Below are 18,642 nucleotides of genomic sequence, written 5' to 3' on the forward strand. Positions count from 1 at the left end.
TCATCTTCGGCACCGCGCGGCGTAGGAGCCACGCCTTGCCCGCGCCCGAATCGGCCACTCGCCGGCCGCCGCCTTCCAGACCTGCACCTCACAGGACCTACCATGCCCGCCACCCTAGTCGAACAACTTGCCAAGTTCACCACCGACACCCAATTCGACCAAATCCCTTCATTCGTCGTTGAGGAATGCAAACGGATCCTGCTCGATTCGATCGGTTGCGCCGTGGCCGCCACCGGCGAGCCCAAAGGCCGCATCGGCATCGACTATGCGCGCGCGATGGGCGGCAACGGCGACGCGACCATCATGGGCACAGGAGAGAAGGCCTCGATTTTCGGCGCGGCGTTCGCCAACGGTGAGCTCATCAACGCGCTCGACATGGACGCGGTCGTACCGCCCGGCCACGTCACGCCCTATGTGCTGCCTGGCGCACTGGCCATCGCCGAGGCACACGGCGCGCCCGGCACAGCGCTGGTAGAGGCGATCGCACTCTCGCACGAAATGTCGTATCGCCTCGGCAAGGCCATGGACTATCTTCGCGACACCCGCGACGGCAAGGTGTCGCCGCCGCCCGTCTACGGCTACAGCAGCACCGTGTTCGGCGCGACGGCCGCCATCGTCAAGCTCAAGGCGCTGCCTGACACCGTGCTCGCCAACGCGCTCGGCATCGCGGGTAGCATCGCGCCTGTGAATTCGCAGGTCGCGTGGTTCCAGCATGCGCCCAGTTCGACGATCAAGTACCTGCTGGCCGGCGCGCTCACCCAGACGGCGATGACGGCCGCCCACATGGCCGAATTCGGCCATCGCGGCGACGTCCAGATCCTCGACGACCGCGAGTACGGCTTTTCCCGCTTCATCGGCACGCGCCGCTGGGAGCCCGAGCGCATCGCGGCAGGACTTGGCGCCGACTGGCTGTTTCCCGCCGAGCAGGCCTACAAGCCCTATCCGCATTGTCGCATCCTCCATGCACTGCTTGACAGCCTCACCGAGATCGTCGAAGAGCACGACATCGCGCCCGCCGAAATCGACGCCATCAAGGCTTGGGTCGAAGGCTTCGTGGAGCAGCCCGTCTGGCTCAATCGCGAGATTGCGCACGTTCACGACGCGCAGTTCAGCATTGCGCACGGGCTCGCGCTGGGCGCGCACCGCGTACCGCCCGGCAAGGGCTGGCAGGACCCGGATCTCGTGTTCGGCGCGTCGGTGATGAACCTGATGGGCAAGGTCACGCATGAAGTGCATCCGGACTACGTCGCACTCCTGAGCGGTCATGCCGCAAGCCGCCCCGCGAAGATCGAGGTTCAGGCGCGCGGCAAGACCTTCGTCGGCGAGCGGCGCTATCCGAAGGGCAGTCCGTCGCCGGAGTCATCCAGTTTCATGACCAACGACGAGCTCGCCGTCAAATTCCGCCGCAACACTGAAGACGTGCTATCCGCCGCACGCATCGACGATGTGATCGACACCGTCTTTCATCTGGAGAACCTCGGCAATGTCGAGGCCCTCATGCGCATGCTCGGTCCGGATACCAATGTGCCCCGCGCGCGCGAACACACGATCGCGCATGGCTGATGAGGCATTTTGAAGTGAAAGGGAAGTACCACCACCAGGAGACAAACGGCGTGAACGCTGAATCAAACAAAACTCATCTGCGCGATTGGATGGTCCATTCGCGCATCAACGGTCTTACCGCCCTCGTCGTAGGCGCCGGCAGCGGCATGGGCGAGGCAAGTGCGAAGGCATTCGCCGCGAACGGCGGCTCGGTCGCCGTCGCGGACCTGCGTGCCGGCGAAGCTGAACGCGTCGCGGCCGAAATCACGAGCCACGGCGGTCAGGCGATTTCAGTCGCCCTCGACGTTTCGAAGCAAGCAGACATCGACGCGGCGATTGACAGGACGACAAAAAAGTTCGGCAAGCTCGACGTGGTCATCAATACCGCCGCCTTGGTCCGTTCCGCGATGCTGGAGGACGTTTCTCTGGAGGAGTGGCGCGCCGGCTTCCACGTTAACGTGGACGGCGCGCTCATGGTCGCCCGCAGCGCCCTGCCCTGGCTGAAGCAAAGCGCCCATGCGGCCATCGTGAACACCGCCTCGCTGGCCGGCGTGCACGGCTATTCGCAGGGCGGCGCCTATGGACCGAGCAAGGCTGCGCTCATCACGTTGAGCCGCCAGATGGCGCACGAGTGGGCGGCGTATGGCGTGCGCGTGAACGTCGTGCTGCCCGGCGTCATCGATACGCCCATGGCGCGCGGATCGGTACCGCCGGAACTCCTCGACCAGCTCGCCGCGATGCTGCCGATGAGCCGCGTGGGCCAGCCCGAGGAAGTGGCGGACCTCATCGTGTACCTTGCGTCGCCCGCTGCCGGCTATATCACTGCACAGGCCATCGCGTGCGACGGTGGCATGTCGCACATGATGTTCGCGAAACCCATGGGCAAGTAATTTATCGTCCAGGCGATTCATTTGCTCAGCGGTGCCAATCGACGGGCACACGTGAGTCGCTGACGCCTCCCTCGTCTTCAGCGGCAGCCCGCCCTATCGGAGTACGGAACACGTGGGCTACCGGCATTGACGCAATCTGGCCATGCGCGGAACTTATGCCTGTACATTCCGCGCCGCGAACTCAAAGAATCATCGCGGAAAGCAAGAACCCACCCGCATGGAAATGCCCGCAGCATAAGACAGGTTCGATCGTGACGACTTTGACGCAAACCCCGGCGTATAGGCGCGATACGCCCGCCCAAACATGCGTATGGAAAAGCGCGGACGGCACACGCCTCGCCGGCGACGTCTGGGGCACCCCGAACGGCATGCCGGTGATCCTGCTGCACGGTAGCGGCCAGACCCGCCACGCCTGGAGGCGACCAGCCCAGGCGTTGGCCGCAGCGGGCTTCCATGTGATCGCCTTCGACGCGAGAGGACATGGCGACTCCGACTGGTCGCCCGTCTGCAACTATAGTCAGGGCGCGATGGTTCGCGACCTAGAATGCGTCGCGGCCATGCTCGATGGGCGCGCACCTGTGCTCGTGGGGGCCGGCATGGGCGGTAGCACGAGCCTGCTAGCGGTAGGCGAGCGCTACTTGAATGCGCACGCGCTCGTGCTCGTCAACATCGCGCCGCAAACGGAGAGCGCGGCCGTTGCGCGACTGCAGTCGTTCATGCGGCAACGGCCCGACGGCTTTACGGCGCTCGACGAAGTGGATGCCGCGTTACAGCGCTTGCGGGCCCATCCGGCACGGCCGTTGAACGCGGAAGACCTGATGCAAAGCATGCGCTGTGGCGACGACGGGAAATACCATTGGCACTGGGACCCCGGCTTCGCCGCATGGCCGCGCGATCTCGCGCGCCGCGAGTCGCGCCTTTCGAAGTGTGCGCGCAACCTGCGGCTGCCTACGCTGCTCGTGCGCGGCCAAAGCTCGGAGGTCGTCAGCGAAGCGGGCGCGCGAGCCTTTCTGCGCTTGTGCCCGCACGCGGAATACGTGAACGTGCGTGACGCCGGGCACACGATCGCAGGAGACCAAAACGACGCGTTCGGCGATACCGTGCTGCGCTTTCTGCTGCGGCATGCGAATGCCGCGGGCCTGCCTTCGCAGCACGCGAAGGCCTGCGCATGATATGGCCGCGCCGCGCTGAAGCAGTCCACGGTACTTTCGCTTACAGTTCGCATACCTGAATTAGTGACTGTTACTTCAACGCTTCCAATGCACGGAACCTTCACCGCCACGTGCTTGTGTATGTCGATACCGGCGCAGTACAACGGTTGGACAAACATCACACACTGGAGACACGTCAATGAATTCCTCCCCCTTCGTGCGCACGCCGCTCGCCTCCGCGCTGCTGGCGCTTTCATGCTGCTTCGCCAGCGTCGATGCACTTGCGGCGCCGCCCGCGAAGATCGTCGCCTCGCTCGACCTGAGCGGCCCGGCCTCCTCGCTCGGCCAGCAATCGCTCGTCGGCATCCAGTTCGCGCTGGACAGCCTGAACCAGCATGGCGGCGTGCTCGGCCAGCCCGTGACCTTCGACCAGCAGGACAACGGCACGAACCCGCAGCGCGCCATCACGCAGGCCAGCGCGCTCGTGCAGTCGGGTGCTTCTCTGCTGCTTTCGCCGATCTCCTCGGGCAGCACGCTCGCCGTGAGCAGGATGGTGTCGGCCAAATTCAAGGTGCCGATGTGCGTCTCCGTTTCGGCAGCCGAAGAGATCACGATGAAGGACTATCAACCCTATGTGTTCTCGATGGCGCCCACCACCTACATGCTGATGCGCGCCGTCACTACGCGCCTCGCGAAAGAGCCGTACAAGCGCTATGCCCTGCTCGTGCCCGACTATGCAGGCGGGCGCTCGGCGGCCGAGCGCTTCAAGACGCTCATGAAGAAGCTGAATCCGCAGGCCCAGATCGTGGTCGAGGAGTATCCGAAACTCGGCGCGATCGACTACACGGCCAGCATCAACAAGATTCTCGCGGCCAAGCCCGACTATGTGTGGGCGCAGATCTACGGCGCCGATCTGGTTACGTTCTCGAAGCAGGCAAACGCGGTGGGCTTCTTCAAGCAGATCGACAACCACTTCATGACGGTGCTCGACGCGGCCACGCTGAAGAATCTCGGCAACGACGCGCCCATCGGAACGGAAGGCTATCAGTACGCACCGTTCAACGAGATCGAGAAGACGCCACAGGGCAAGGCCTTCGTTACACAGTTCAAGGCGCGCACGGGCAACTATCCGTCCGACTGGGCCAGCGTCGCCTACGACTGCGTAACGACCTGGGCTCAGGCCGTGGCCGCCGCGCACTCGACGAGCCCCGACGCCGTGGTGCATGCGCTCACCACGAACACCTTCGATACGTTGCGTGGCAAGCTGCGTTTCGGCCAGGACGACCACGAGGCCGGCGTGCCCGTATACATCGGCAAGATCGCAACGAGCGCGCAATACGGGCAGCCCATTCTCGACGTCGACGAGGTGGTGCCCGCGAGCGCGACGCTACCATCGAAGGCCATCGTCGACGCCGCGCGCCAGTAAGCGGCGCACGCAAGCGGTCGGACCGCTCGCCATGGCGCGGCAGCGCGAGACGGTCGAACGCCATGTAGCGAGAGGCTTCGCCGAGGGCGCGACGCTGGCCGCCAGCGGCGCCCGCCCCACCACCTCGAGCGCGGCTTCTTTTTCGAATCCACCGTGTTCGGCAACCGGGTGGGCACGGTCGGACACAATGCTTCGCGCACCGACTTCTCGATCGGCTTTGGCGGGTTCAAGCAATCCTGCATCGACGCGAAGGCGGAACCGAAGGGCTAGACGCGTTTCTGAAGTCGAAGACACAGGTGCTCAATCAACCGCCCGATTGGGAGGATCGCCCGGCGCGATGCCCTCAGGACCCAGCCGGCCGGTGGAACGCCGGCCAGCGCCGCAGAACGAGCTCGCGCGAGACACCATAGGCATAGCAGCTGTCGATCTTGAGCGGCTTGCCGTTCGCATCGGTTGCCTCCAGCAACACTTGCGAGCGCAGCGGATTGACGGCCTGAATGGCCGCCGTCGCCAGCGGAATCAAAATCTCCCGCAGGTGGGTGCAGGTCTCCCCGGCGGGCAGGCGCTTGCGGACTTCGCCGCTCCAGCCCGCGCCGATTCGCAGCCCCACGAGCGCCTGCAACGAATCGCCACCGCCCGAGCAGTCGCGATACGGATATGAACGCATGGTGGTAGCGACGGAGTGGATGACCATGTCCAGGTCGAAAACCACACACACGCCGATGTCATGGATCGACTCGTTCGCCGATACCACACGCAGGCCGCCAGGCGGAGTAAATTCGTGTGGCTTGCGGTCGGCAAGCTGGCCGACTATCTCGAACAGGCCGTCGCTGCGCCGGAAACCCTCGAAGTGGATGTTTCGTGTATGGAGAGGCTCGCGGGTCACGTCGTCCGTCGAGCCCGGTATCGATGCTTCAGTCATGCTCTTCCCTTTCGCGTATTCGCAGCGCTACGCGCGAGCGAGCGCCTGCGCAAGTGCGCGGCCATGCCGGTCCTGGAACTTCGTATCGGTCAGGATGAGTCGTGCGCGAGCGCCAGTCAACGTGCGCAGCCGGGTTGTTCCGTACCCTGGAAACCCGCTGGCTTCAAAGCACAGCCCCGCTGCTCCGCCCGAATGCGCTCAGGCCGCCGCGTCCTCGCGCGGCCGGTCCAGCAGTTGCCTGATCAGCGCGGATGTAATGGGATTCAGCTCGCGCCCTCGCGCGGTCGCAACGTGAATGTGGCGCACCGCCCACGGCTCGGCGAACTCCAACACAGCGACGCGGCCGAACAGTTCGTGGCTTACGAACGATTCGGGCTGGATAGTCACCCCCAGCCCAGCCTCGACGAGACTCACGGCCACGCCCGCGCTGCTCACGGTGTAAGGCGGCTCGAAGTCGGCGCCAAGGCGCCGCGCCGCGGCCCGAAGCGCGCTCTGCATGGCGTTGACCGCGATGATGTTCTCCGGCAGCAGGTCGGCGAACGAGACGCTCGCGCGAGCGGTCAACCGGTGTCCCTGCGGCACGACGGCGATCAGGCGGTCGGTGCGGTACGGGGTCACGTCCACCCCGCCCAGGTCGAGTTCATGAGTGGCCGCGAACACGCCGACGTCGGCCTCGCCGCGCGCGACAGCTTGCACGATATCGGCGTTTTCCATTTCGCGCACCACGAGATCGACCAGCGGATATTCGCGCTTGAATTCGCCCAGTTCGCGCGCGACGAACGGCACGATGATCGTGCGAGCCGACGCGATCGCCAGCTCGCCGCGCATGCCCTCGGTAAACGACGCGACTTCGGCGCGCATGTCGTCGAGATTCTCGAAGATCTGCCGGATGTAGCGCACCAGCACGGCGCCCGCCGGGCTCGGCACGACCCCTTTGGGGCCGCGCTCCAGCAGTTTGATGCCCGCGATGTCTTCGAGATCCTGAATGCGCTTGGTCGCCGTGGATGCGGCGATGTTCTCGCGAATAGCGGCCAGACCGATTTGTTGCTCTTCGACCGCCGAAACGAACAACTTCAGCGTGAACAGATCGACCTGCCGGATCAGATGCAGCCGGTTGAAGGTGCTCATGTCTCCTCTCTTGCCCGCTCTTTTTGCCCCTCTACACGATGCCGCGCGGGCCGGACCGGATCATCGTACACCGTCCTCCCTTGCGCGGCGCCCAGGGTCTCGCCTGTTGCGGCCGCTATTGCGGCGCCTGTCGCGGCAAATTCAGCAGGCGTTCGAGCCGGTCGTTGTCGGCGCCGATCTCGCGCGCGGCATGCAGCGGCGGCGGGCGCTTGCCGTCGAATGACAGCGGCAGTCCGACCAGACCGATCTCGTCGTCGGGCGGCGTTTCGATGATGCCGAGCGCGTGCGTCTGCTCGTGGCCGACGACCTCGGCCGTGGTCTGGATCGGCGCGACCGGAATGCCGGCCGCCTGCAGCCGCGCCTGCCACACCGCGCGCGTGTCCGTCGCAAGGCGCTCGCCGATCAGGCGGTCGATTTCCGCGCGGTACTTCAGCCGTCCGGCATTGGTGGCGAAGCGGTCGTCGGTTGCCCATTCAGGGCGCCCGAGTGCCGCGCATAGTTTGGCGAACAGCGCATCGTTCGCCGAACTCACGATCAGATGGCCATCGGCCGCTGCATACGCCCGATGCGGAACGATGAACGCCACGCCCGACCCGTGCCGGCCGCCCTCCTCCCCGTCCGCGCTATAGTTCGCGATGCCGACCGACATCCACGCAATCGCCGTTTCCAGCAGCGAACTGTTCACCGTTGCGCCGCAATGCTTGATCTGCCGGCGATACAGCGCGGACAGGATGCCGATCACCGCCCACATGCCGGTGCCGAAATCGACGATCGAAACACCCGCCCGCACGGGCGCCTGCCCCTCTTCGCCAGTGATACTCATGATCCCCGAGAACGCCTGCATGAGCGGATCGTAGCCCGGCAGCGTATTCATCGGTCCCGTGTGACCGAACGCACCCACTTCGCAATAGACGAGTTCGGGCTTCGTCACACGCAGACTGTCCGCGTCGAGTCCATAGCCGGCGCTGGAACCGGGCCGCAGATTGTGGATGAAGATGTCCGCGTGCTCGGCGATCAGCCGGTGCAACGTCGCGAGTTGATCCCGGTCCTTGATGTCGAGGCAGATCGTCCGCTTGCCACGATTGAGCGCGTGATACGCGGCGCCGCTACCTTTCCACTTGCTCGGCCCCCAGCCGCGCGCCGAATCGCCCGCCGGCCGCTCGATCTTCCAGACTTCGGCGCCCAGCGCCGCGAGTATGCGCCCGCTGAACGGCGCCGACGCGCTGTCGCTCAGTTCCACCACCACGACACCCGCCAACGGCAAATCGCGCAACATGGTTTTCTCCCTTGCTTAGTCTCTCTCGGCGCCCGCGCCGGGCGTCCATGCGCCGCCCGAGCGGATCATCGCGTCAATTTCCTCGCCGCCAAAACCGTACTCCGCCAGCAACTGCGCCGTTTGTTCGCCCAGCCGCGGCGCTGGATACCGCTGTTCCGGGGCGCTTTCGCTCCATTGCTGAGGAATCCCTAGCGTACGGATCGTTCCCTCGGACGGATGCTCCTGCTCGGCAAAGAAGCCCACCGCTTGCATATGCGGATCGTCGAGCAGCGTTGCCGGCGTGTTCATTTCGATGACGGGAATATCCGCCTCGCTCAGCAATGCGACCCATTCGGAAGTCGTCTTCGTCTCAAACACTTGCGCGAGAAATGCGTACAGATGCGCGATGTGCTCGGTGCGTGCGCCTATGGTGGTGAAGCGCGGGTCGTCGACCATTTCCGCATGCCCTGAGAGCACGAAGAAGCGCCGCCAGTGATGGTCGGCATACACGTTCACGCCGATATAGCCGTCGCGCGTGCGATAGGGCCGCCGGTCCGGATTCATCATGCGCGCGTAACCCCACTCACCGAGCGGCGGCACGAACGTATGGCCATACAGGTGATCGCCGAGCACGAAATGCGCGAACGTCTCGAGCATCGGCACGAACACCTGCTGGCCTACGCCGCTCTTTTCGCGCCGGTACAGCGCCATGGCCACCGCGTTGCTGGTGGCCATGCCGACTACGCGATCCGCAATCGCCGTCGCGACATAGTCGGGCGGTCCCGACTTGCGGCTTTGCAGCACCGGCATGCCGACTGCCGCCTGAATCAGGTCATCGTAGGCAGGACGCGCCGCATACGGCCCGTTCTGGCCGAAGCCGAACGCGCCGCAGTAGATGATGCGCGGGTTGAGTTGCTGCACGTCCTCGTACGCAATGCCGAGCTTCGCCATCGTGTGCGGTCGCATGCTGTACAGCAGGACGTCGGCGCTCGCCGCCATGCGCCTGAGCGCGCCGATGCCCTCCGGATGCTTCAGGTCCAGCACGAGGCTGCGCTTGTTGCGATTCAGATGCAGGAAGATCGGCCCCATGCCCGCATGGCGGGACGGCCCGATGTTGCGTGTCGTGTCACCTTCGCGCGATTCGATCTTGCAGACGTCCGCGCCCATGTCGGCCAGCAGCAGCGACGCATACGGCCCCATGAAATTGGACGTGAGATCGAGAATGCGCACGCCCTCAAGCGGTCCGGCCATGATGCCTCCCGCCGGGGCGTGCCCCTTGAATATGTCTCACGCTGTCTCCTCCGTCTTGACGTTTTGTTCCTATGCCGGCACGAACAGCGGTAGTTTCTGCGCACCGCGCTGCGCGAAGCGCACCGCCACGCGCTGGCCTATCTCGATGGCTTCCGGATCGGCATCGATCTGCGAGAAGAGGAAATAGCCTTCGTCCATCTGGATGAAGCCGACCGTGTACGGCACGATGCCGGCCCATACTGGGGTCGGGCCGCGCATGATCGTGCTGTGCGACCAGACCGTGCCGTACCCGCTTGATTGCCGCCAGTCGAGCGAGCGCGACCCGCAGTGCGTGCAGAACGAATGGGCGGGCCACACGGCCTGGGCGCAGTCCTTGCAGTGCTGGTATGTCAGGCGGTCTTCCGATAACGCGGCCCAGTAGGGTTCCGCGTCCGGCAAGCGATACGGCTGCGGCCAGCCATTGGGCGTTTGAGTGTCTGTCATGGAATGTACTCGTTTCGGATATCACGTCGCGGACGACAGCACGAGCACCGCACCGGCCGCCAGCATGCCGCCCGCACCCTGCACGAGCACGGTGCGCGGACGACGCGCGGGCGCGAGGCCCAGCGGCTCGCCGCGCAACTGGCGCACCGCTTCGACAATGCTGTCCATGTTGCACGAAATGCCTGGTTGTCCAAACGACAGCCAGCCGCCGTTGGTATCGGTGGGCAGGTCCCCGTCCACGCCTGTGCGGCCTTCGCGATAAAGGTCGATGCCGCGCCCCTTCTTCGCGAAGCCCAGATCTTCCATCACGATCGGCCCCATGTGCGCGAAGTTGACCGAGATCTGCGCCATGTCGATATCGTCAGGCGCGAGGCCCGACATCGCCCATGCCTGCCGCGCCGCCTCTGCAGTTGCCGTCGTGGTCAGGTTCGGGAATGCGCCGAGGCTCTCGTACCGGCACTGCCGCATGTTCATGCGGTCGGTCAGGTACTCGTGCGTGGTCGCCGAACCATAGCCGAGCAGGTACACCGGGTTGCGGGCGCCGCGCGCGTTCTCGGGCGACGTGACGACGAGCGCGCCACCCGTGCCACCGCCCCACGTGGAGCACATCCAGCGGCGCAGCGGCGTCGCCACATAGGGCGACGAAAGCACCTTCGCGCGGTCGATCTCGCCGAACTTCGCCTTTGCAGCGTGCGGATGATGCCGGCCCCAGCGCTGGTTCGCAATGGCGACATCGGCGAGATCGGCTTCGGTAATGCCGAACTCGTGGAAGTAGCGGCGCGCGGCCTGCGCGTAGAGCGCTGGAATCGTCGGGCCGTAGGGAATCTCGAACTGCGGGTCGGCGTCGGCCTCGGCGCCCATCGCGACGGCGTCGACGAACAGTTCCGTCGCGTCGCTCTGCAGGCACAGCACGTACTCGGCCTTGCCTGCCGCAATCATCTGCGCGGCGATCGCGAGCGTCGAGGTCAGCCCGGCGCCGTGCATCGTCAACTCGCTTGTGATCGTCACCGGCATCTGCATGTGCGAGATGAAGATGTTGCTCCACTGCGACCGCTTGTCGGCCCACGGCGAGCGGCCCGTGAACACGGCGTCGACCTGGTCCTTGCGGATGCCCGCGTCGGCGAGCGCGTTAAGCGTCGCCTCCGCTGCCAGTTGCAACGGGTCCTTCCTGTTCACGAACGATGCATACGCATCGCCCATGCCGACGATCGCCGCTACCGGTTGGGGACTCATGCCGTTCTCCTCAAACCTTGAGATCGGGCTGCGATTCGGCGATCAGCGCCTCGAGATCCGCGCGCCGGCGCAGCATCAGCAGGCTCCACTCGCTGCGCTGCACGATTTCGCCGCGCTGGTTATAGGCTTGGATCAGCATCGTGCCCACGCCGAACTTTTCATCCTTGTCCTTCTTCGCGATCACTTCGGCGCTCGCATAGACCGTGTCGCCGATCTTCACCGGGTTCAAGAAGCGCATCTTGTCCACGCCGTAGTTCGCCTGGATCGCCGGGCCAAACTGCAGCAGGCCCGAAATCAGCGAAAACGTCAGCATGCCTTGTACGATGCGTTCGCCCCAGCGGGTCTTCTCCGCATATTCCTTGTTCGAGTGAATTTCGATCCAGTTGCCGGTGAACATGCAGAACATCACCACGTCGCTTTCCGTCACCGTGCGGCCTGGCGAGCGGAACATGTGCCCGATCTCCAGTTCGTCCAGCGGGATGTTGATGCTGTTGTTGATTGCGCTCATTGCCACGTCTCCAGAGAATTTCATGGGCGAGACGGCTGCACCGCCCGTCTCGCGCTTACGTTGATCCAGACTCGTGCGCCTTTACTGGCGCATCGACTTCGCGATAATCGTGCGCTGGATCTGCGAGGTGCCGCCTCCGATGGTCGACTGGATACTCTCGCGCAAGTAGCGCTCCATGTCGGCTTCGGGCAGGTTCGCGTAGCCACCCAGGATCTGCATGCCCGAGAGTGCACACTCCTTCAGCGTTTCCGAGCCGTAGAGCTTCGCCATCGACACTTCGCGGCTGCACGGCACATGCTGCGCGGCCATTTGCGCGGCGCGGTAGCAGAGCAGGCGTGCTGCATCGACCTTGGTCTGGCAGTCGGCCAGCATGTGGCGAACGACCTGGAAGTCGTAGAGCTGATGGTCGAACTGGATACGCTCGTGCGCGTAGCGCGTGGCCGTTGCCACAGCCTGCTGCGCATTGCCCGTGTAGGCGGCCGCCACGGCGCAGCGTTCGAGCTCGAGGTGTTCCGTGATGATCTTCCAGCCCTGGCCTTCTTCGCCGAGCAGCGCGTCGCCCGGCACGCGCACTTCGTCAAGAAAGATCTCGGTCGTACCCGTCGCATGGCGCGACAGAGTAGGCAGCTTGTTGATCACCATGCCCGGCGTGTCATTCGGGATCAGCAGGACAGAGAGGCCCTTGTGCTTGTCGTCCGTGCTCGTGCGCACCAGCATCGCGATGACAGTGTCTTTCGCCGCCGCGCCGCTGCACCAGAGCTTCTGGCCGCTCACGATCCAGTCGCCCTTGCTGTCGCGGCGCGCGCGCGTCTTGGTGTTCGCGGCGTCCGATCCCGCATCCGGTTCCGAGATCGACACGGAAAAGCGGATCTTGCCGTCGATGAACGGCTGGACGTATTTTTTCTTCTGTTCCGGCGTGCCGAACTTGATGATGTTCATCGCCGTAAAGGTCGGCACGAGCACCGAGCACGCGAAGTCGAAACCAAACTTGCCGAGTCCTTCGGCCATCAGCGAATAGTCGAAAATATCGCCGCCCGACCCGCCCTCTTCTTCTGGAATAAGGATGCCCAACCAGCCCTGTTTCGCGATCTTCTCGTAGGCCTCGTACGGGTAGTCGCGATTCATGTCGCACTTGCGCACGTACTCGACGGTGATCTCGTTGTCCATGAACCGGTTGACGGTGTCGAGCCACATCGTCTGCGATTCGTCCAGAAAGTTCGCTTGCATTTGTCTTCGCTCCAGTTGACGTGTTTGCCTCGTTCTTGTGCCGGGCATCACTGTATGTAGATTAGGGCCGCGGTTTTGCCGATCCAACTGGTCAATTACGAAGCAACGATTCGAATAATTCGAAGATCGAACCGGCTTCCCGCAAATTATGTACTCCGATCTAATCAGCTTGCGGCGACGCCGCGCACAGCGTCGATTCAACCGATGACCTGCGACTCACGCAATGCTTCGAGTTCCGCCGCGCTGAATCCCCAGTCCCGCAACGCCTCCTCGGTGTGCTCGCCGGGTCTCGCGGGCGACCGCTGGATCGCGCCCGGTGTGCGACTAAAGCGCGGCGCTGGCGCCGGCTGCACGACGCCATCGCGTTCGACGAACGTGCCACGCGCGCGCAGGTGGGGATGGGCAGGCGCTTCGGTCATCGACAGCACAGGAGCGAAGCACACCTCGCGGCCTTCGGCCAGTGCGCACCATTCGTCGCGTGTGCGAGTGCGGAAGATCGCGGCAAACCGTTCGTGCACCTCGAGCCAGTGGGTCGTGTCATGCTGGTCGGGCATGTCCGCCACGGCCAGCCCCAACAGCTCCAGCGTATTGCGCCAGAAACGCGCCTCGTTGGAGGCCACGCTGAGCCAGCGTCCGTCCTTCGTCTCGTACACGTTGTACCAGGGCGCGCCCGAATCGAGGCGGTTGCTGGCACGCTGGTCCTTCCAGTAGCCGCTCGCGTGCAAGCCATAGCACAGCGTCATCAGCGAGGCCGAACCATCGACCATCGCGGCGTCGACCACCTGGCCTTTGCCCGACCGTCGGCTTTCCAGCAGCGCCGATACGACGCCGAGCGCGAGATAAAGCGAGCCGCCGCCGAAGTCGCCGGCGAGATTCAGCGGAATGGCGGGTGGCCCATCGGCCGGGCCGATGGCGTGCAGCACACCTGTTAGCGAGATGTAATTGACGTCGTGTCCCGGCGCTTGCGAGAGTGGGCCGTCCTGCCCCCAACCCGTCATGCGGCCATAGACCAGCGCGGGATTCGCCGCGAGGCAGGCATCGGGACCGAGGCCCAGCTTCTCCGCCACGCCTGGGCGAAAGCCTTCGACCAACGCATCGGCCTTGCCAACCAGTTTCAGGACCGCGGCTGCGGCCCCGGGACGTTTCAGATCGAGTGCCGCGCTGCGGCGGCCGCGATTGAGCAGGTTGAAGCGCGGGTCGCCCGGCACGCCGCCGTCGTATCCGGGCGGCCGATCAATACGGATTACGTCCGCGCCGAGGTCCGACAACAACATGCAGCAGAATGGCACCGGTCCGACACCGCCCAGTTCGACGATCCGGACACCGGCCAGCGGGCCATGGGTTTCGGGCATGGTTACAAGTCTCCTAACAATGGCATTTCAGCTTACTGTGTGCCTCGCTCGCGACCAATGGCGAAAAATCGAAGCGCCGTTTCGATGCGGCCGAATCGGGCGAGCGCGGTTGCGGCCTGCCCGCGTTTTCAGATCCCGGAACAAAGCTCGCAGCGACATGGACGCCCCGCATGGCAAGGGCATAGTGTTCGAGTTGCGAAGGGCCGTGCGCGGCGCACCGCAGCAATCCAGACCGGAACTGGGCCGGCGCCGCGCCTTTGTCCCGCAAGACACCCAACACCGACACTGGAGACACGTATGTCCACAGCCCCCGTGAGCGCGCAGCACGACGCGCCGTTGCGCCGCTACGAACACCTGTATATCGACGGCGAATGGGTCAGCCCCATCGACGGCAAGCTCGTCGAAAGCATCGATCCGGCCACCGGCAAGCCGTGGGCCATCGCGCCGATGGGCGGCCGCGCGGACATCGACCGCGCCGTGGCAGCCGCGCGCGCCGCGTTCAATGGCCCGTGGCGGCGCATGCCCGGCCATGAGCGGGCGGCGTTGCTGCGCCGCTTCGCCGACCTGTTCAGCGCGGCGATTCCCGAGCTCGCGGTAATCGAATCGCGCGACAACGGCAACCTCGTGCGTGAGCATCGCGCGAGTCTCACGGCCCAGGTCCAGTGGTACCAATGGTTCGCCTCCCTCGCCGATAAGGCGCAAGGCACGACGATTCCCATCGACGACAGCGTGCACGCCTTCACTACGCGCGTGCCGGTTGGCGTGGTGGGCGCAATCATTCCGTGGAATGCGCCGTTGCTCGCCACGTGCCTGAAGATCGGCGCCGCGCTCGCGGCAGGCTGCACGGTCGTGGTGAAGGCTGCCGAGCAGACGCCCATCTCGGCTCTCGAGCTCGGCCGCCTGATGCACGAGGCCGGCGTCCCGCGCGGCGTGTTCAACGTGGTGCCCGGCTTCGGCCGCACGGCCGGCGCCCATCTCGTCCAGCATCCCGACGTCAACAAGATTTCGTTCACGGGCTCGACCCAGACCGCAAAGCACATGGTCCGCGACGGCGCGGACAACCTCAAGCGCTTCACCTTCGAGCTGGGCGGCAAGGCACCGCACATCATCTTTGCCGATGCCGATCTCGACAACGCGATCAACGCCGCGACCGCGTCCGCCTGGCGGCTCGCGGGGCAAAGCTGCGCGCTGGGCTCGCGCGTGCTGATCGAGCGGCCCATCTACGAGCGCGTGGTCGAGGCGTTTCGCACGCGCGCACGTGCAGTGCGCGTGGGCCTGCCATCCATCGATACGAACCACATGGGCCCACAGGCACACGAGGAGCAGTTGACGAAGACGCTCTCATACATCGAATTCGGCAAGCAGGACGGTGCGGAACTCATTGCCGGCGGCCACCGCATCGCGACGCCGGAGCTCGCCTCAGGATACTTCGTCGAACCAACCGTCTTCGCAGGCGTGAACAACGGCATGCGGATCGCGCGCGACGAGATTTTCGGGCCGGTGGCGTCGCTAATTCCCTTCGACGGCGAGGACGAGGCCATCGCCCTCGCGAACGACACGCCCTATGGCCTTACCGCCGGCCTGTGGACGCGCGACCTGGGACGTGCCCACCGCGTCTCGAACCGCATCGAAGCTGGCATGGTCTGGGTCAACACCTACTCGTTCCTGCGCTGGTCCACACCGTATGGCGGATTCAAGACGAGCGGCTGGGGTCGCGAGAACGGTATAGGTGCGCTCGACCCGTACCACGAGACCCGCACCACCGTCATCAGTACAACCGGGCAGTTCCCTAATCTTTACGCGAGCTGAACGCATTGGGCAGCGGCTGCACGGAAAGCGCAGCCGCCACCGAAGCCTCTGGCCCGAGCGCCTCTTTCCCGAACGGCGCGATTGCCCCCTTGTCGATCGAGTACCAGCGCTGGCAGATCAGGTCGGCGAACTTCGCGTTCTGCTCGGCGATCAGCATCGCCATGCCGCCCGCGCGCAGCTTGTCGATCGCCTTCGCGAGCCGCAGTACTACAACAGGAGCGAGCCCTTCGCTGGGCTCGTCAAGCAGCAGCATGTGCGGCTCCAGCATCAGCGCGCGGGCGATCGCCACCATCTGGCGCTCGCCGCCGGACAACTTCCCCGCATAGCGCAGCCGCAACTTGTGCAACTCTGGGAAGAGATCGAAAACGCCTTCGAGCAGGCCCGGCGTAGGAGTCTTCACGCCGATGGTCAGGTTCTCGGCCACCGTGAGCGACCGGAACAGGCGCCCGCCGCTGGGCACAAGCGCGAGACCCGCCGCCACGCGTCGGCTCGGTGAGCGCGTGGTGATATCGATGCCGTCCAGCTCGATGCGCCCCGCGCTGGGCATGACGAGTCCAGCCACCGACGAGATGAAGGTCGTCTTGCCCGCGCCGTTCCGCCCGATCAACCCGACCACCTCGCCGTGCCCCACTGTAATCGCGCCGTCGCGTATCACCTTCACGCGGCCATAGCCCGCATCGAGCCCCTCGACGCGCAGCGCATCGTCAGATCGCTTCTCCAAAATAGGCCTCCTTCACGCGTTCGTCCGCCCGCACCGCGTCCGGCGTGCCGTCGATCAGCACGCTCCCGGCCACCAACACCATCACGCGGGTCGCAAACGAAAATACGATATCCATGTCGTGCTCGACGAACACCATCGGCATCTTTTCTTCCGCGGCAATCGCGTGGATCAAGCTCAGGCAGTCGCGCGACTCGTCGCGTCCCATGCCGGCCGTCGGCTCGTCGAGCAGCAAGAGCCGCGGCCCCGTCGACAAAGCCACAGCCAGTTCGAGCTTGCGCTGGTCGCCATACGAAAGCTCACCGGACGGCACCTCGCGCTTGCCCGCGAGCCCGACCTTTTCGAGCAGGACGTTCGCTTCATCGCGGTTCGTGCGCGTGGCCAGCCGCAACAGATTCCACGCATGCCCCTGCGCCAGCATCAGCCCGATCTGCACGTTTTCGAGCGCCGTGTAGCCGGGAAACACGCTGCTGACCTGAAACGAGCGGCCGATGCCGTGCTTCGCGCGTCGCCACGGCGCCTGCCGCGTGACGGGCGCGCCGAACACGCGCACCTCGCCGCTATCGGGCAGCTTGCGTCCGGTGAGCAGGTCGAACAGCGTGCTCTTGCCCGCGCCGTTTGGACCGATGATCGCCACGGCCTCGGCGGGTCCGATGGAAAACGACACGCCGTTGACGGCTGTGAAGCCCCCAAACGACTTGACGAGGTTCGACGCTTCCAGCGCCAGTTCGACGCGATGGTTCATGGCTGCCCCTCTATGCCGCGCTGCGACGAAACAGCCGCGCCCGGCACACCGCGTCGTGCCCGCAGCGGCGCGGCCAGCAACGCGATGAGCTTCGGCGCAATGCCTTCCGGAAAAGCCAGCGCGCAAAAGATCACGAGCGCACCGACCACGAGGTCCGCATTCGACGAATGGACTTGCACGTAGGCCCGTGGGATCTCCAGCACCAGCATACCCAGTACCGGCCCGAGAAAGACCGAGCGGCCGCCCAGCGCGATCATCATGAGCAGCATCGCGCTCGTGACCCACGAAAACAGATGCGGATCGACACTGCCCTCGACGCCCGCCAGCACAGCGCCAAACAGCGCGCCGAATGCGCCCGCGATCATGAAAGCGGCCAGCTCGAAGCGTTTGGGATTGCCGCCCAGCGATGCGACGCGGTCGGCGTTGTCGCGCACGGCGCCGAGCATCGCACCGAACGGCGACGAAGTGATCTTCAGGAGCACAACACAGGCCGCGACGGTGACGAGCGCCGCGAAGCGGAACTGCGCCGGCCCGCTCCCTAGCCAGTCGGGCAGCGTCACGCCCACTAGCCCGTCGTCACCGCCCGTCAGGTTGTAGCTCGACACGACGAACACGAAGGCGACCTGCCCGATGGCCAGCGTCAGCAGGCCGAAGAACAGATGGCGTGCGCGCAGCGAAATCAGCGCGCTCAGCAACGACACCGACACGGAGAGGACAATCGCGAGCGCCACGCCGCTCCAGTACGAAGCGCCGAAGCGTATCGTTGCTACCGCAACGACATAGGCGCCGAGCCCGAAGAACAGCCCCTGCCCGAGCGAGAGCAGGCCCGTGGTTCCGACCAGCAGATTCAGGCTCATCGCCGTGCCGGCCAGGATCACAAGGCGTGTCGCTTCGGGCAGATATGCCGCAGCAATCGCCGCCGGAATCAAATAAGGGAAAAGACAAAGCGCGCCGGCCGAGAGCAACGCCGCCAGAACGGTCTTTGCGGTGCACTGCTTCATG

At 65.0% G+C, this 18,642-nt stretch carries 17 protein-coding genes; 5 read left to right on the top strand and 12 right to left on the bottom strand.

The genetic code is table 11. The features are described 5' to 3' along the window. The first annotated feature begins 102 nt into the window (after positions 1-102). The 4 genes from A3CW_RS47595 (at position 103) to A3CW_RS0125455 (ending at position 5,009) form a co-directional block, all read left to right on the top strand. A complete protein-coding gene (locus A3CW_RS47595; protein ID WP_051481709.1) occupies positions 103-1,563 on the top strand; it encodes an MmgE/PrpD family protein in 1,461 nt (486 codons plus the stop codon). Positions 1,564-1,613: 50 nt separating this feature from the next. Next, positions 1,614-2,432 carry an SDR family NAD(P)-dependent oxidoreductase gene (locus tag A3CW_RS47600; protein ID WP_161782954.1) on the top strand — a complete coding sequence of 273 codons (819 nt, stop codon included), beginning with the start codon at positions 1,614-1,616 and terminating at the stop codon, positions 2,430-2,432. Between the two features lie 251 nt (positions 2,433-2,683). After that, entirely contained in the window at positions 2,684-3,604 is a 921-nt protein-coding gene (locus A3CW_RS47605; protein WP_245623739.1) for an alpha/beta fold hydrolase, read from the top strand. A gap of 178 nt (positions 3,605-3,782) precedes the next feature. Beyond that, a complete protein-coding gene (locus A3CW_RS0125455) occupies positions 3,783-5,009 on the top strand; it encodes an ABC transporter substrate-binding protein (protein WP_028206079.1) in 1,227 nt (408 codons plus the stop codon). 343 nt (positions 5,010-5,352) lie between these two features. On the opposite strand, the gene A3CW_RS0125465 is transcribed toward A3CW_RS0125455, so the two are convergent. The 9 genes from A3CW_RS0125465 to A3CW_RS0125505 all read right to left on the bottom strand — a co-directional run bounded on the left by A3CW_RS0125465 (position 5,353) and on the right by A3CW_RS0125505 (position 14,368). Then, positions 5,353-5,931: a DUF2889 domain-containing protein gene (locus A3CW_RS0125465; RefSeq protein WP_028206080.1), complete on the bottom strand. Its 579-nt coding sequence runs from the start codon at positions 5,929-5,931 to the stop codon at positions 5,353-5,355. Between the two features lie 198 nt (positions 5,932-6,129). Then, on the bottom strand, positions 6,130-7,059 hold the full coding sequence (locus A3CW_RS0125470; protein ID WP_028206081.1) for a LysR family transcriptional regulator: 930 nt from the start codon (positions 7,057-7,059) through the stop codon (positions 6,130-6,132). Between the two features lie 115 nt (positions 7,060-7,174). Then, complete coding sequence (locus A3CW_RS0125475) at positions 7,175-8,335, bottom strand: CaiB/BaiF CoA transferase family protein (protein WP_028206082.1); 1,161 nt, start codon at positions 8,333-8,335, stop codon at positions 7,175-7,177. 15 nt (positions 8,336-8,350) lie between these two features. Continuing rightward, the gene (locus tag A3CW_RS0125480) at positions 8,351-9,565 is read right to left on the bottom strand and encodes a CaiB/BaiF CoA transferase family protein (protein ID WP_028206083.1); all 1,215 of its coding nucleotides are present in this window, start codon (positions 9,563-9,565) and stop codon (positions 8,351-8,353) included. Between the two features lie 69 nt (positions 9,566-9,634). Next, complete coding sequence (locus A3CW_RS0125485; protein ID WP_028206084.1) at positions 9,635-10,048, bottom strand: Zn-ribbon domain-containing OB-fold protein; 414 nt, start codon at positions 10,046-10,048, stop codon at positions 9,635-9,637. 21 nt (positions 10,049-10,069) lie between these two features. Next, positions 10,070-11,281, bottom strand: a complete 1,212-nt coding sequence (locus A3CW_RS0125490) for a thiolase family protein (RefSeq protein WP_028206085.1) — start codon at positions 11,279-11,281, stop codon at positions 10,070-10,072. Between the two features lie 10 nt (positions 11,282-11,291). Beyond that, on the bottom strand, positions 11,292-11,789 hold the full coding sequence (locus A3CW_RS0125495) for a MaoC family dehydratase (RefSeq protein WP_028206086.1): 498 nt from the start codon (positions 11,787-11,789) through the stop codon (positions 11,292-11,294). Positions 11,790-11,870: 81 nt separating this feature from the next. Beyond that, positions 11,871-13,016 (bottom strand): acyl-CoA dehydrogenase family protein, encoded by a 1,146-nt coding sequence (locus A3CW_RS0125500; RefSeq protein ID WP_028206087.1) that lies wholly within the window; start codon positions 13,014-13,016, stop codon positions 11,871-11,873. 197 nt (positions 13,017-13,213) lie between these two features. After that, on the bottom strand, positions 13,214-14,368 hold the full coding sequence (locus A3CW_RS0125505) for a CaiB/BaiF CoA transferase family protein (protein ID WP_028206088.1): 1,155 nt from the start codon (positions 14,366-14,368) through the stop codon (positions 13,214-13,216). Between the two features lie 297 nt (positions 14,369-14,665). Between A3CW_RS0125505 and A3CW_RS0125510 the strand changes: the two genes are divergently transcribed. Further along, a complete protein-coding gene (locus tag A3CW_RS0125510; protein WP_035513931.1) occupies positions 14,666-16,177 on the top strand; it encodes an aldehyde dehydrogenase in 1,512 nt (503 codons plus the stop codon). Here A3CW_RS0125510 and A3CW_RS47610 read toward each other — a convergent pair. Genes A3CW_RS47610 through A3CW_RS0125525 form a run of 3 tightly spaced genes read right to left on the bottom strand, consistent with a single transcriptional unit; the run spans position 16,158 to position 18,641 of the window. After that, on the bottom strand, positions 16,158-16,898 hold the full coding sequence (locus tag A3CW_RS47610) for an ABC transporter ATP-binding protein (protein WP_051481711.1): 741 nt from the start codon (positions 16,896-16,898) through the stop codon (positions 16,158-16,160). The two genes, A3CW_RS0125510 and A3CW_RS47610, sit on opposite strands and share 20 nt — an antisense overlap. Continuing rightward, positions 16,882-17,640 carry an ABC transporter ATP-binding protein gene (locus A3CW_RS0125520; RefSeq protein WP_035513934.1) on the bottom strand — a complete coding sequence of 253 codons (759 nt, stop codon included), beginning with the start codon at positions 17,638-17,640 and terminating at the stop codon, positions 16,882-16,884. Before A3CW_RS0125520 ends, A3CW_RS47610 begins: the two co-directional genes overlap by 17 nt. Then, the gene (locus A3CW_RS0125525) at positions 17,637-18,641 is read right to left on the bottom strand and encodes a branched-chain amino acid ABC transporter permease (protein ID WP_035513937.1); all 1,005 of its coding nucleotides are present in this window, start codon (positions 18,639-18,641) and stop codon (positions 17,637-17,639) included. The genes A3CW_RS0125520 and A3CW_RS0125525 overlap by 4 nt, the downstream gene beginning before the upstream one ends. Position 18,642: the final 1 nt, after the last annotated feature.

Source organism: Paraburkholderia nodosa DSM 21604 (assembly GCF_000519185.1).
GTDB classification, from domain to species: domain Bacteria; phylum Pseudomonadota; class Gammaproteobacteria; order Burkholderiales; family Burkholderiaceae; genus Paraburkholderia; species Paraburkholderia nodosa.

Coding starts and splice junctions, on each gene's coding strand:
- A3CW_RS47595 (WP_051481709.1), top strand. CDS start 103: ATGCCCGCCACCCTAGTCGAACAACTTGCCAAGTTCACCACCGACACC.
- A3CW_RS0125455 (WP_028206079.1), top strand. CDS start 3,783: ATGAATTCCTCCCCCTTCGTGCGCACGCCGCTCGCCTCCGCGCTGCTG.
- A3CW_RS0125465 (WP_028206080.1), bottom strand. CDS start 5,931: ATGACTGAAGCATCGATACCGGGCTCGACGGACGACGTGACCCGCGAG.
- A3CW_RS0125470 (WP_028206081.1), bottom strand. CDS start 7,059: ATGAGCACCTTCAACCGGCTGCATCTGATCCGGCAGGTCGATCTGTTC.
- A3CW_RS0125475 (WP_028206082.1), bottom strand. CDS start 8,335: ATGTTGCGCGATTTGCCGTTGGCGGGTGTCGTGGTGGTGGAACTGAGC.
- A3CW_RS0125480 (WP_028206083.1), bottom strand. CDS start 9,565: ATGGCCGGACCGCTTGAGGGCGTGCGCATTCTCGATCTCACGTCCAAT.
- A3CW_RS0125485 (WP_028206084.1), bottom strand. CDS start 10,048: ATGACAGACACTCAAACGCCCAATGGCTGGCCGCAGCCGTATCGCTTG.
- A3CW_RS0125490 (WP_028206085.1), bottom strand. CDS start 11,281: ATGAGTCCCCAACCGGTAGCGGCGATCGTCGGCATGGGCGATGCGTAT.
- A3CW_RS0125495 (WP_028206086.1), bottom strand. CDS start 11,789: ATGAGCGCAATCAACAACAGCATCAACATCCCGCTGGACGAACTGGAG.
- A3CW_RS0125500 (WP_028206087.1), bottom strand. CDS start 13,016: ATGCAAGCGAACTTTCTGGACGAATCGCAGACGATGTGGCTCGACACC.
- A3CW_RS0125505 (WP_028206088.1), bottom strand. CDS start 14,368: ATGCCCGAAACCCATGGCCCGCTGGCCGGTGTCCGGATCGTCGAACTG.
- A3CW_RS0125510 (WP_035513931.1), top strand. CDS start 14,666: ATGTCCACAGCCCCCGTGAGCGCGCAGCACGACGCGCCGTTGCGCCGC.
- A3CW_RS0125520 (WP_035513934.1), bottom strand. CDS start 17,640: ATGAACCATCGCGTCGAACTGGCGCTGGAAGCGTCGAACCTCGTCAAG.
- A3CW_RS0125525 (WP_035513937.1), bottom strand. CDS start 18,641: ATGAAGCAGTGCACCGCAAAGACCGTTCTGGCGGCGTTGCTCTCGGCC.